At 41.2% G+C, this 13505-nt stretch carries 11 protein-coding genes; 2 read left to right on the top strand and 9 right to left on the bottom strand.

Going from position 1 to position 13505, the window contains the following annotated elements; genetic code table 11:
- Nucleotides 1–8: 8 nt before the first annotated feature.
- The 5 genes from purL to purK form a co-directional block, all read right to left on the bottom strand.
- Nucleotides 9–2297 (bottom strand): phosphoribosylformylglycinamidine synthase subunit PurL, encoded by a 2289-nt coding sequence (gene purL, locus M3226_RS24795; RefSeq protein WP_251571314.1) that lies wholly within the window; start codon nt 2295–2297, stop codon nt 9–11.
- Complete coding sequence (purQ, locus tag M3226_RS24800; RefSeq protein ID WP_251571315.1) at nt 2284–2967, bottom strand: phosphoribosylformylglycinamidine synthase subunit PurQ; 684 nt, start codon at nt 2965–2967, stop codon at nt 2284–2286. The genes purL and purQ overlap by 14 nt, the downstream gene beginning before the upstream one ends.
- Before the next feature lie 11 nt (nt 2968–2978).
- A complete protein-coding gene (gene purS, locus M3226_RS24805; protein ID WP_251571316.1) occupies nt 2979–3233 on the bottom strand; it encodes a phosphoribosylformylglycinamidine synthase subunit PurS in 255 nt (84 codons plus the stop codon).
- Nucleotides 3226–3945 (bottom strand): phosphoribosylaminoimidazolesuccinocarboxamide synthase, encoded by a 720-nt coding sequence (gene purC / locus M3226_RS24810; protein ID WP_251571317.1) that lies wholly within the window; start codon nt 3943–3945, stop codon nt 3226–3228. The genes purS and purC overlap by 8 nt, the downstream gene beginning before the upstream one ends.
- Before the next feature lie 72 nt (nt 3946–4017).
- Entirely contained in the window at nt 4018–5145 is a 1128-nt protein-coding gene (gene purK, locus M3226_RS24815; RefSeq protein ID WP_308211986.1) for a 5-(carboxyamino)imidazole ribonucleotide synthase, read from the bottom strand.
- A gap of 209 nt (nt 5146–5354) precedes the next feature.
- On the opposite strand from purK, the gene purF reads away from it, so the two are divergent.
- Nucleotides 5355–6734 carry an amidophosphoribosyltransferase gene (gene purF / locus M3226_RS24820; RefSeq protein WP_251571319.1) on the top strand — a complete coding sequence of 460 codons (1380 nt, stop codon included), beginning with the start codon at nt 5355–5357 and terminating at the stop codon, nt 6732–6734.
- Nucleotides 6735–6957: 223 nt separating this feature from the next.
- On the opposite strand, the gene M3226_RS24825 is transcribed toward purF, so the two are convergent.
- From M3226_RS24825 to M3226_RS24840, 4 genes are all read right to left on the bottom strand, one after another.
- On the bottom strand, nt 6958–7482 hold the full coding sequence (locus tag M3226_RS24825; RefSeq protein ID WP_251571320.1) for a 3-phenylpropionate/cinnamic acid dioxygenase subunit beta: 525 nt from the start codon (nt 7480–7482) through the stop codon (nt 6958–6960).
- Nucleotides 7483–8832: an aromatic ring-hydroxylating oxygenase subunit alpha gene (locus M3226_RS24830; protein ID WP_374110687.1), complete on the bottom strand. Its 1350-nt coding sequence runs from the start codon at nt 8830–8832 to the stop codon at nt 7483–7485.
- Nucleotides 8833–9035: 203 nt separating this feature from the next.
- Complete coding sequence (locus M3226_RS24835) at nt 9036–10496, bottom strand: MFS transporter (protein ID WP_251571322.1); 1461 nt, start codon at nt 10494–10496, stop codon at nt 9036–9038.
- 136 nt (nt 10497–10632) lie between these two features.
- The gene (locus tag M3226_RS24840) at nt 10633–12417 is read right to left on the bottom strand and encodes a thiamine pyrophosphate-requiring protein (protein WP_251571323.1); all 1785 of its coding nucleotides are present in this window, start codon (nt 12415–12417) and stop codon (nt 10633–10635) included.
- A 163-nt stretch (nt 12418–12580) separates the two neighbouring features.
- On the opposite strand from M3226_RS24840, the gene M3226_RS24845 reads away from it, so the two are divergent.
- Nucleotides 12581–13459, top strand: a complete 879-nt coding sequence (locus M3226_RS24845; protein WP_251571324.1) for a LysR family transcriptional regulator — start codon at nt 12581–12583, stop codon at nt 13457–13459.
- Nucleotides 13460–13505 lie beyond the last annotated feature (46 nt).

Raw genomic sequence — 13505 nt, forward strand, 5'->3', positions numbered from 1 at the left:
TCACTCCTTTACGGCAAACTTGCAGAGATTTCCTGCATGTTTAACTTTTTTAGTAATCCGGAACGCATAATATCAGGAATAGTATTTCGCCAGGCTGCATCCAATGAAGCAAAAGGTTGTGTGATCACGTTATTACCATTATGAAAAATAGAAAGTTCGCTGCCCTTCACTTTCCCGATTTCTTTTATCGCTACCTCTTGCTGTTTGGCCATTTCCTTGATCTTCTCAGCGTGTTCCTCTGACACAGATACAATGATTCGAGATTGAGTTTCACTAAAGAGACTTAGGTCCGTACGCAATTCATCTGTTAAATGGATTTCTGCTCCCAACTTTCCGCCTATACAGCTTTCAGCTATTGCAACTGCTAAACCGCCCTCTGCCGTATCATGAGCTGATTTTATAATTCCGCCTTGAATGGTCTTAAGGGTAAAGGCTTGAATCTTCTTTTCCAAATCAAGGTTTATCTGCGGCGGACGGCCTTCGATCCTGCCTGTCATCATTTTTTGGTATTCCGATCCGCCTATTTCTGCTTTGGTTTCCCCAATTAAAAAGATTACATCGCCTTCATTTTTAAACTCCTGTGTTGTAATGTGGGCAATATCTTTCATTAACCCAACCATGCCTATCGTTGGGGTTGGAAAAATGGCTTCTCCTTTTGTCTCGTTATAGAGACTGACGTTTCCGCCAATAACCGGAGTATTAAGTTTTCGGCAAGCTTCACTAATGCCATCAGCAGCCTTTTCAAACTGCCAGAAGATTTCTGGTTTTTCTGGACTCCCAAAATTTAAGTTATCTGTAATCGCTAGAGGTTCCGCACCGGAACAAACCACATTACGGGCTGCTTCTGCTACCGCGATCGCTCCTCCAACAAACGGATCAAGGTACACATACCTGCCGTTGCAATCCGTCGTCATCGCTAATGCTTTCCTTGTTCCACGGATCGCAACAACAGCAGCATCCGATCCTGGTATGACGGCGGTATTTGTTCTCACCATATAATCGTACTGTTGATATACCCACTCTTTACTGGCAATCGTAGGCGAGGCAAGCAGCTGCTTTAAAACCGAATTATAATCGTTAGGCTCTTCAATGACTGCAGCTGCGTCTATCGATGAAAATGGTTCATAATAAGGAGCCTCCTTTGAGGGCTTACAATACACCGGTGCATCTTCTGCGAGTTTGTCTGCCGGGATTTCCGCAACGACCTCTCCTTTGTGAAGTAATCGAAGATGGTTATCATCTGTGACTCGGCCAATCACAGCAGAGTGAAGTCCCCATTTGTCAAAAATCTTTTTTACTTCCCCTTCTTTTCCACTTTTGGCGACAACCAGCATTCTTTCTTGGGATTCTGACAGCATCATTTCATAGGCACTCATTCCTTTTTCACGTTGTGGAACGAGGTCAAGGTTTAATTCAATTCCATTACCCGCTTTACTGGCCATTTCAGAACTGGAGCTGGTTAATCCTGCAGCCCCCATATCCTGTATTCCTACTACATGACCTGAGGAAATCAATTCAAGAGTCGCTTCCAGCAGTAATTTTTCCATAAATGGATCGCCTACTTGAACAGCTGGACGTTTTGCTTCTGAATTCTCACTCAACTCCTCGGATGCAAAGGTTGCTCCATGTATACCATCTCTTCCGGTTGCAGCTCCAACATAAATAACCGGGTTATTAATCCCTTTCGCGACACCTTTTTGAATTTCATCATGATTGATTAAACCCACACACATGGCATTGACTAGAGGATTACCTTCGTATGAAGGATCAAAATAAATCTCCCCGCCAACTGTAGGAATACCCATACAGTTACCGTATCCTGCAATACCAGCGACCACATTTTCAAAAATATATTTCGTTTTTGGGTTATCAAGTTCGCCAAAACGTAGTGAGTTTAATAAGGCAATCGGACGTGCACCCATGGAAAAAACATCACGAATGATCCCGCCAACCCCCGTCGCAGCACCTTGATACGGCTCAATGGCTGATGGATGATTATGGCTTTCAATTTTAAAAACGACCGCTTGGTTATCACCAATATCAACAATTCCAGCCCCTTCTCCAGGACCTTGCAAGACATGCGGACCTGTAGTGGGAAAACGCTTTAGGACTACCTTCGAATTTTTATAGCTGCAATGCTCGGACCACATGACACTAAATATTCCCGTTTCCGTATAATTAGGTTTTCGCCCGAGAATCTCGATCACTTTATCGAACTCTTCGTCCGTTAATCCCATTTCCCGATAGACCTTTTGCTCGGCGATTTGCTCGGGAGTTGGTTCTTTATGCTGTACCATGTTGTTGCCTCCAGTAACTTAAAATAGATGAAAACATCCGTTTTCCGTCATCTGTTCCGAGCCATTTGTGAACGGCACGTTCCGGATGGGGCATTAATCCTAAAACATTTCCTCTCTCGTTGATCACCCCTGCAATCTCAGAAATAGAACCATTTGGATTGGTCCCTTTATATCTGAAAACAATTTGATTGTTCTGCTCTAATTGTTCCAATGTCTCTTGGTCACAATAAAAATTACCATCGCCATGGGCAATGGGAATACGAATCGTTTCGCCTTCCTGATATTCTAATGTGAACGGAGTTTGGTTGTTTTCTACTTTTAAATCAATGGTGTCACAATGAAATTTCAAACGTTGATTTCTTCTTAAAGCGCCTGGCAATAACCCTGCTTCGGTTAGTATTTGAAATCCATTACAGACACCAAGGACCAATTTTCCCTCTTCCGCTGCTATTTTCACCTGCTCCATGACGGGAGACAGACTCGCAACAGCACCTGGCCGCAAATAATCCCCGTAAGAGAAGCCTCCTGGGACAAGAATTGCATCATATTTGGATAGGTCCGTTTCTAGATGCCATACATATTCGACCGATTGTTCAATCGTATCTAAAACCGCTTTATACATATCAATATCGCAATTTGAACCAGGAAAAACCAGTACAGCAAAATTCAACTTAATTCCCCCTATCCTTCAATGTTGTTGAGGTCAAACCTAAAGTCTTCAATCACGGTATTGGCTAATAGCTTTTCACATATATCCCTCACTCGTTCTTCTGCCGCTTTTTGATCATCACTATTTATTTCTAGCTCCATGTATTTCCCTATGCGTACATCTCCCACCTCTTCATATCCAAGTGAATGCAGTGACTCCTGAACGGCATTCCCTTGTGGATCTAAAACACTTTCTCTCAGCGTTACGTATACAGTTGCTTTAAACATTTACACTACCCCCGATTCTCCTTAATATTTCTTGATATGCTTCCTCGACGCTGCCTAAATCCCGTCTAAACCGATCTTTATCTAGCTTTTTCATTGTATCGGCATCCCAAAATCGGCACGTATCCGGGGAGATTTCATCCGCTAAAATGATGGTCCCTGCTGGGGTTTTGCCAAACTCTAATTTAAAATCCACCAAGATAATATTTTTGTTCTGTAGGAATTCTTTTAGGATTTCATTGATTTTTAGAGCTTGTTTTCGAATTTCAACTAATTCCTGTTCTGCAGCGAGACCAAGAATGTCAATATGATCATTGTTAATCATAGGGTCCCCTAACTCATCATTTTTGTAGTAAAATTCCACAATCGTCTTCGGGAGTTTCTTTCCTTCGTCCCATCCAAGCCTCTTTGCCAGTGATCCTGCCGCGATGTTTCGAACCACCACCTCAATGGGAATAATATCGACTTGTTGAACGATTTGTTCCGTTGCTGAAATTTTTTTAATAAAATGATTGTCTACCCCTTTTTCTTTCAGCAAACTAAGGAAAATAGAACTAATCTCGTTATTTAGCGTTCCCTTTCCTGCTATTTGTGCTTTTTTCTCCCCATTAAAGGCAGTCGCATCATCTTTATATTCAATCCAATACGTTTCTGGTTCAGATGTTTTGAATACTTTTTTCGCTTTTCCTTCATAAAGCTGCTCTAGTTTTTCCATTATGGGTTACTCCTTCATTCACCTGTCTAATAATTTTAAAAAGAAAATACTAATACGGCTTATGTGGATCCTTTAGGTCCAAATATTAAGATCCTTTATTTGCTGGTCCACTTGTTCGATTGATGAACCTAAAAAATTGATATGGCCCATTTTTCTATTTTCTACACTTTCCTTCTTACCGTATAAATGCAGCTTGGCTGTTGGAGGAAGCTGATTGATTTTAGTATGCACTTCCCTTAAATGTTGACCTAAGATATTCACCATAATAATCGGGCTTAAGAGGGTAGTATCTCCTAAAGGCAGTCCACATATGGCCCGTATATGCTGTTCAAATTGTGATGTTATACAAGCATCCATTGAATAATGTCCAGAATTATGTGGTCTGGGTGCTAACTCATTCACGATGATTTCTCCATCATTGGTAAGAAACATTTCTATGGCAATTAAACCGATTACTTGTAATGACTCAGCCACTTTTAATGAGATTTTTTTCGCTTTCTCTTGTTGCTCAACAGTGATTCTTGCAGGAACGATAGACTGATGCAGGATATTATTGACATGTATATTTTCAGCAACTGGAAAAGTCTTTGTCTGCCCTTGTAAATTTCGGGCAACAATGACCGATAATTCTTTCGAAAAGGGAATAAACTTTTCAATAATCATGTCTTTCCCCGCATTTTCCCAAGTCTCAATCGCATTTGGAATATCATCCCTGCTTTTTATTATCCATTGCCCTTTTCCATCGTACCCCCCGGTAGCTGTTTTCATAATGGAAGGAAAACCAAAACAATCAACGGCTTTATGTATATCATTTTCAGATTCTATGACCAAGAAAGGTGCGACAGGCACATTATAGAAATTCAACGTTGATTTTTCACGGATCCTGTTTTGTGTTATTTGTAATAGTTCGCTTCCTTGTGGGACAAAGGATGAATTTTCTAACAAGGAAGTCACATTTGAATCGACGTTTTCAAATTCGTACGTAATAACATCTGAGGAATCGGCTAATTCCTTTGCAGCCTTGAGATCTGAAAAGGAACTTATTATTTGTTGATCCGCTGCTTGCCCACATGGAGAGTCTGGCGTCGGATCCAGGGTAATAAAGCGATATCCCATGTTTCTCCCGGCAATTGAAATCATCCTTCCTAATTGCCCTCCGCCTAGGATGCCAATGGTTGAACCCGGTTTAATTACTTCCACAGTGTTTCCCCCTTTCAAACAACAAAAATTCTTGTGTATTTTAATCTTTTAATGATTTTAGATTATCCTGAATCACCCACCTTTAATTAATAACTCGAAAACTTTTAAGCTTTGAGCAGCCAAAACAGGCGAACTAGGAAATGAATAAAAAAGGATAGAAATTTCCTCTTTGCCAAAAATAAGGGAATGAAATTATGGGAGGAAGACAAATGGATACAGGAATGCAGGAGAAATGCGGAGTATTTGGAGTTTTTAATCATCCTAAAGCGTCCGATTTAACTTATTACGGACTTCATGCCCTTCAACACCGCGGTCAGGAGAGCGCAGGAATTGTGGTGAGTGACGGGAAGTCATTTAGGCATCACAGAGGAATGGGGTTAGTTACTCAAGTATTTTCACGCGAGATTCTTGATGGATTAAGCGGAAATATGGCCATTGGTCATGTACGATATTCCACTTCCGGTGCTAGTTTATTGCAAAATGCACAGCCCCTCGTCTTTAAATATAGTGAGGGTGATTTGGCCGTGGCCCATAACGGGAACCTGGTGAATGCTGCTATCGAACGGAAGGTTCTCCAGCAACAAGGTGCCATCTTTCAGACAACAACAGATACGGAAATTATCGCTCACCTTATTGCCCGTTCCAGTAAAAAATATTTTGAAAAAGCTGGACCTGAAGTGCTTAAGCGGATTGATGGTTCATTTGCATTGCTTATCATGACAGATAAACAAATGCTTGTTGCCTTGGATCGACATGGGTTACGACCTTTAAGCCTCGGAAAAATTGGTGAATCTATTATCGCCGCTTCCGAAACCTGTGCTTTAGAGGCGGTTGATGCCAAGTTTTGGAGGGATGTCGAGCCGGGAGAATGGATTCTTATTGATGAAAAAGGTATTCAAACAGGCAGATTTGCCGAAAAAGGCGATATTTCCCTTTGTTCCTTTGAATTTGTTTATTTTGCCCGTCCAGATAGTGTCATTCATGGTAGAAGTGTTTTATCCATCCGGAAAGAATTAGGCCAAATCCTTGCAAAAGAACATCCGACACAAGCAGATGTGGTTGTGGCCGTTCCGGAATCAAGCGTCCCTGCAGCCATGGGTTTTGCCCAACAATCGGGTATTCCCTATGAAATGGGTATCATTAAAAACCCTTACGCAGGCCGTTCTTTTATTGAACCGACCCAGGAACTGCGGGACCTGGCCGTTCGTCTAAAATTAAGTGCCGTCAGGGAAATTCTCAAGGATAAGCGAGTTGTGCTTGTAGATGATTCGATTGTTCGTGGAACAACCAGTAAGCGTATTGTTCAATTGATTCGTCAAGCAGGTGCCAAGGAGGTCCATGTACGAATAAGTTCCCCTATGGTCAAAAATCCTTGTTTTTATGGAGTGGATATGCCAACAAAAGAGGAACTTTTTGCTAATATGCATGAGCATGAACGTGCGATGGGAAAAGTGATTGGTGCAGATTCATTAGCCTTTTTAAGTACCGAAGGGTTATTGGAGGCTGTAGATGTAGATTTAGCAGACACAAGCAGCAGATGTATCGCCTGTTTTAGTGGGGCTTATCCAACTAAATTGTATTTGAAGTAATACACTAACGGACACTTTAATTTAATCAAGCTACTTTTGACAGGGAATCACACCCAGGGTGCATTCCCTTTATTATTCATATATGATAATTGACTTCCCGATTGTTTCGATAACAAAAAATCCGAAATCCTTGCAAAAAGCAAGACTTCGGATTTACTCTATTTATGAGACTTCTCAAAAACGATTAAGACAAAAATACAAAATAATAGTTTTCGGAATCTAACTATAAGAACATACTCATATTCATCGTCGTAATAACAGTCTGATCAGGAAAAATGGTCCGTGAAACAATTTTAAATTCATTATTAACCTTCCGAATAATATCATTTCTCTCACCAAACAGTTCTTCAATTACATGTGTAGACCCTCTGCTCCTTTTATATAAGAAATAACTAATGACCTTAAATTCATTGGGAGCCTCAGTCGGTTCAACGACAATGTTTGAGATAAAATGACGCTGCCGTGTTGCCGGATTTTCCACCCAAGCTGATTTTGTATACAATCGATTAACCCGTGTAGTAAGTGAAAGCTTCGTTTCTTCATAAAAGGACGAATCACTAGCAATATCATTAACTCCAACACCTTCTACCGTTTCTCTTAGTGGCATACGATATTCGATTTCATCAGCCAACAATTCGAGCCATTCTTTATATTTTCGGTGATCTAAAAGATAAGCCTCCTTATAAAGAAAACGAGTAATTTCTAATTCCACCTCAGGAGAGATTCTCATTTGCACGTTGGAATCCATTTAAACTTCCTCCTTCACAAAGAGATCTTTTGAAATCAATTCAAGCCATTCTTCATGCATTTTTCTAGAGATCGCATCAAGATAGCAGGTTGGATAAGCGGTTCCAGGACCTGGGAAATTTTCATCTGGTTCAATCCGGTTCATTCCCATTAAATAGTTGCTGACGTTGTTATAGCTTAATTCTTTATCACGCATCATCAATCCGCTGCTTACTTCGACAATTCGTGCCCATGTTTCCGTATCATCCTGCTCAAGTGTTCCGGTCGGACCAAATGATCCTAAATAACCTTTATAAGCTGCTTCCTTATATTCCTTCGGAGCCGCTTTATCAATAAAGAACCAGCACCATACCTCTACTTTATCAGGTCCCATCGGTCTCCATAGCCGGAAATTCAAATAATTATGCAAATGTCCTTCTGTCCCATGAATCGGACTGACAAAGGAAAGATTTGGATACACGCCGCCAACAAAAACCGTCACTCTTGAAAGAATGTCATATTGTTCCGGAGTTACGTTTTTCTTGAACATCGGCCACATCGATTCAGGAGTTCCCTGAAATGGCACTCTAGCTTGCCCTGTTTTAGATGTGATCACATTAATTCCATGTGCATGGTCCATGACTACCTGGTGTCCGTAACCCGCATAAAGTGGGTCTTCTGGACTTATTCCCATTTCAACGGTAGAACGATGAGTGGTTTGGACATGGTAGGGGTCAGCAGCAAAGTTTTCCGCCGTTGCCTTCCAATTCGCTTTTGCTACCCAGCGCTGTGGCAGCCCAATGACTTCCATTCCACCATCACTTCTGCCCATCATCATATCTAAATACCACTTCATATCACCTAAGAAATCTACAAGACCTTCAGCATTTGGATCAAGGTTTCCAAAAATCATCCCCTGGTAAATGCCAATCTGCGGGACTTTACGCAGTCCCCACTCGGATTTATCCATTTCTTCACCATACACTTTATTTCCAGCGACGATGCCGATTAAATCCCCATCAAGATTAAAGCTCCAGCCATGATATGGACAAGTGAAAGACTTTTTGTTTCCCCGGTCCGCCGTGCAAAGCTGCGTTCCACGATGTGTACAAGAGTTAAGATAAGCGTTAATTTCACCATTGCGATTTTTTACGAGAAGAATTGGATCATTTACCATCCACCTTGTCACATAGCTGCCAGGCTCTTTTAACTCCGATTCATGTCCAAGAAATTGCCATGTATGCCCATATATTTTTTCAATTTCCAGTTCATAAAGATCCGGATCTGTGACGACCCACTGTGGCAGCAGTCCTTGCTCCATTTTTTCTTTTAATAGCTGGAACGCTCTTTCATCCAATGTCTTTCTAAACAATTGCATTTTATTCATTCCTCCTTCACTTTAAAGTGAAAAAAATTTTATAGTAAGGTAATGAGCCTATGCTACTCATGAACTGATTATTTAAACTTTTCTGATTATGTAAAATCACACCTACTATCCTTTTTAAAAATGAACCAGCCCCCGTCTTTTATCCTTTGAAAAAGACGAGGCGGTTTTTATCCTGCTTAGTTTACCGTTTATTTCTCAACAGTTAAGCTCATTTGCGTGGAGACTCCTCTGTTGACGCATAACACAAGGATACAGCTGGCTGCAAGGAGAACACCATCCAACAACAGCGGCGCTCCCCAGCTGCCTGTACTATCACGGAGAACACCTGAAACAACAGGAGAGAGAACAGCACCGATCTCCGAGATAAAATTGAACATCCCGAAAGCAGCACCCCGATTATTTTCAGGGGCAATTTCAGCATTTAAAGCATGCGACACTGGCTGAAGGGCAAAGAAGAATAACCCAGATACAAAAAGGATGATCGACATGATGACAGGATTGTTATGACCCGTCATTACGTAGGCAGCAAATATAAAAATTGATACTGTTAGTAATGCAGTCATAACGGCTAATACATTACGCCTGCCATTTTCCGTTCCAGCTACCATATCTGAAATCTTTCCTCCAATGGGGAAGCCAACAATTCCAGCAATACCATTAAAGGAAGCAACCAACGCGGCAGCAACGAGCGCTCCGCCGCCAAAATCCTTCACAATCGATACCGACCAATAACCATACAGCCACAAGTGCCAAATAACCGGAATAAAGGAAACGTAAAGGAAAATTAAGTTTTTATTGGCTAAAACAGGACGAATTTCAGATTTCCGTGTCTTGTAAAGGAAAACAATAAAGAGCGGACAAAGACAGACTAAAATAAAAGCAATGGAAATATCGGATAACCCCATTTTTAGTGCAGCAAAGTAAATGCCCATAATGATGACAACGAAAACAGCTGCATACTTCAACATTAAAAGAAATGCACTTCCATACACTTCTTTGACTGCCGGAGATTCTGGGTTCATTTTCTGAACAGATGCAGTTAAAGGTTTCATATATTTAAAAATTAGGAGTGAAGCGATTAAAGTTATTACACCGAGAATGATAAAAGGAGAACGCCATGCCTCTTTACCCATCACTGGTTCCATCGCGTTGAGAAGGAGCGGGACACCGAGAGTCGCAACAGTTAGTCCAACCGAAAGTCCGGTAATGACGACACCCATTCCAAGCCCGACTTTTTCCTTTGGTGAATGATAGACAATATAGGAACGGTCATTCGAATAAAAGACCCCTTCTCCCAATCCCAATAACACACGTAAAAGAACAAACAGGATTAAGCCCGTGATAAACCCTGTGAATAGGGTCGTAATCCCTGCCCATACAATACTTAAAACCACAACTGTCCGGTGCCCAAATTTATCACCAATGGAACCGCCAGGATATTGGTTCATCATAAAACCGGCGAAGAATAAACTGCCGATTAATCCCCCTAATCCATGTGGATTTGGTACGTTTGACAGGAAAGACACCTTATTGTCAATCATCCATGTAATGACAGGTCCGGTTGCTGTCCGGTCAATATAGGAAACAAACCAGCCTAAAAACAGCATTGCCCAAATAGTATGATAGCGCTGCCAGCCCTTTTTCTTCATGCGTTATCCTCCTTATTTTTGAATATAGATTTTTTTTGAATATCCCTTTATATTTGGAAATATAGCCTTAAACATAGGCATTTTTATTTGCATGTTGACCCCATTTAGAAAAGACTTGAACACAAAAGTTCAGATCTTATAGTTGCTGATGGGACACATTCTGCAGCCGTACATCTAATACAGCCGATCTCCCGCTTTTGACAATCTCGATTGCCTTGACTAGGCTTTCCATCAGTTCCTCTGGTTTTTCAATAATTTGAGCATAGGCTCCGCCGGCCGCTTCGGCTACCTTTGATAAATCCGCCACAGGGTCGAAATTCACCCAAAATTGATCGGTTTGACTGGCAATCCCATTTGGATGTACACCCAATGTTGACATCCTAGGCGCCCCCCAGCCATGATTGTTATAAATCACCGTTAAGAATGGAACGTTATATTTTCTTGAGATCCAGTGGACAGGTGTAGGATTACTGAAAATGTATGTCCCATCTCCTGTGAGATTGACAATCATTTTATCTGGAGCTGCCAGCTTAGCACCAATGGCGGCGCCACCGTGCCAACCCAGTGAGCTTGCCCCACTTCCAAATAGCGTTGCAGGCGTATTCCGTGGAAGGTGTTTGGAAACAACATCATAATTCGTAATAGACTCCGTCATCACAATCGTGTTTTCATCAATAGCCTCGCGAATACAGGCTGTTAAATACTGGGGTGTAATGATGTCTGGGTTCTGTAAATTCTCATTCTCTTTCCATTCCTTTCTTTGTTTCGAATGGATATTAGCTATTTTGAGATAGCGCTCAGAAATTTTCACTTGATTTATATCATTGACACTATCAATATAGGAATTCAACTGCTGAAGAGCCACAAATGAATCCGCTTTAAAGAAGCTCTCAGACGGAATGTACCAAAGTGGTGTTTTCTCTTTTAATGGATCTACGTCAATATATGAGATCGCGCATCCTTCAGCAGGCTTATTGACTAATGGAATCCAAGGAATATCGCTATCAATGACCAGAATAAAGTCAGCTTGACTTAATAATTCATTTTGAACAGGAGCATTCCATTGATACCCTACATGCATCGGATGGTCAGCGGGAAAATTCACATAGTTTGGTACGGACTCCAATACCGGAATCGCTAACTTCTCGCTAAGCTTGACCAACTCCGAAACCGCGTCCGTATTTCGGCCAAGGTAGGAAGTGACAATTAAAGGATGTTCGGCTTTGAATAGATTCTTGGCAAGTTTTACTACATCGTCTGGTGCAATTGCACACGAAGAAAGTGGTTTCCAGCCACGATAATCAACTACTGGAGGTTCCATTTCTGCTTCCAACACCTCACGGGGTGCCATTAAATAGACGGGTCCCTTTGGATCACTCTCTGCTATTTGCAGCGCCCGCTGAACCAGCTGCTTTACATTTTTCCCTGACCGGATTTCATTGTCATATTTAACATATTCCCGTACAATCCCTCGCTGGTCAAATACATCCTGGAGCCAGTGAATATGTTCATTCCGGCTTCCTAAAAGTTCCCCCTCCTGCGTAAATGGCGAAGCTCCTGCAAGAATAAATACTGGTACTCTTCCTCTGGCCGCATTATGTATGGCCCCGCCCATGTTTTGGGTTCCACATTCGACATGTACAAAAACAGCCTGGGGTTTTCCGCTAACCTGTGCAAATCCATGTGCAGCACTTAAGGCAACCATTTCATGCGGGCATATGATCACTTGCGGGAATTCTTTGTTTTCCAATTGAGCCTGTGCCCAGCTTTCGATAATGGCCGGATGGTCACTTCCTAAGTTTGCGAAAATATAAGAAACGCCAGATTCTTGAAGCGCCTCCATTAAAGCGGAGGATGTTGTGTACTTGAAATTTTGGGCCTCTACTTGAGCTAATGCCATAGAAGTTTTTTCACTAGACATAAACACATCTCCTGTCCTTAGATTAAAGTCCAAAATAACAATTGAGAATATTTAGACTTTTAAAACTTTAATGCCATTATATTTGTAAACCCTTTCATTGTTCAATATAATATTTTAAATGATTATCATAGATATAAACTATCAAAAAAGGAATGTGAAGCTAGTGGAATTTCGTCTATTAGAATATTTTGTAACCGTTTCTCAGGAATTACATTTTACGAAAGCCGCAGAAAAATTAAGAATCAGTCAGCCTACATTGAGTCAGCAAATCCGGTTGTTGGAAGCCCGGCTTGGTACGCCCCTGTTCAGCCGGGCCGGGAAAAAGGTACGTTTAACCTATGCCGGAAACATTCTATTGGAACATTGCGAACGGATCTTTTTTGAATTGGAACAGGCAAGTACGAAAATCAAGGACGTGAGAGGAATTTTACGGGGAAAATTGTCGATTGGATGTTCAGGAGGGCATTTACTCACATCTCCCGTCGTATCCTTTCATGAAAAATATCCTGGCATCGAGCTTTCTATCATTGATTTGAGAACGAAAGAAACCTTTCATAGGCTTTTGCAAAATGAATTAGACTTGGGAGTAACCTTTTTAATGGAGGAAGACAATCGGCTAGAAACGATTCCACTTTTTGAAGAGGAATTTTATTTAGTCATTTCCCATCTTCACGAACTTGCAGAGATCGATTCCATTCAGTTAAAAGATTTGCAAACCTATCCCTTAACCCTTCTGCCCCATCAATTTACCATGCGTCACTTTTTTGAGGAAGAGAGTCAAAAGGTGGGCTTCACCATCCAACCAAGAATTGAGTTCTCGACAGTAGAGGCATTGCTTCAACTCATAAAAAAGAATCATGACTTAGCCACCATTCTACCAAAGTCCTATCTTTCTACCATTCATGACGACAAGATTAGGCAGATACGGATCATGGATCGTGGCTTCCGAAAAATGATAGGGATCGTGTATAAAAAAGATTTATTCATAGACAACACGATGGATGCATTTATTAAGCAATTGATTAAAACATACAAAAAATAATCGAGGAACGGTCCATTGATTCCTATTTTGCTAGAATAAGAATTAA

This window comes from Neobacillus cucumis, assembly GCF_023715505.1.

Coding starts and splice junctions, on each gene's coding strand:
- purF (WP_251571319.1), top strand. CDS start 5,355: ATGGATACAGGAATGCAGGAGAAATGCGGAGTATTTGGAGTTTTTAAT.
- M3226_RS24840 (WP_251571323.1), bottom strand. CDS start 12,417: ATGTCTAGTGAAAAAACTTCTATGGCATTAGCTCAAGTAGAGGCCCAA.
- purL (WP_251571314.1), bottom strand. CDS start 2,297: ATGGTACAGCATAAAGAACCAACTCCCGAGCAAATCGCCGAGCAAAAG.
- M3226_RS24835 (WP_251571322.1), bottom strand. CDS start 10,496: ATGAAGAAAAAGGGCTGGCAGCGCTATCATACTATTTGGGCAATGCTG.
- purS (WP_251571316.1), bottom strand. CDS start 3,233: ATGTTTAAAGCAACTGTATACGTAACGCTGAGAGAAAGTGTTTTAGAT.
- M3226_RS24825 (WP_251571320.1), bottom strand. CDS start 7,482: ATGGATTCCAACGTGCAAATGAGAATCTCTCCTGAGGTGGAATTAGAA.
- purC (WP_251571317.1), bottom strand. CDS start 3,945: ATGGAAAAACTAGAGCAGCTTTATGAAGGAAAAGCGAAAAAAGTATTC.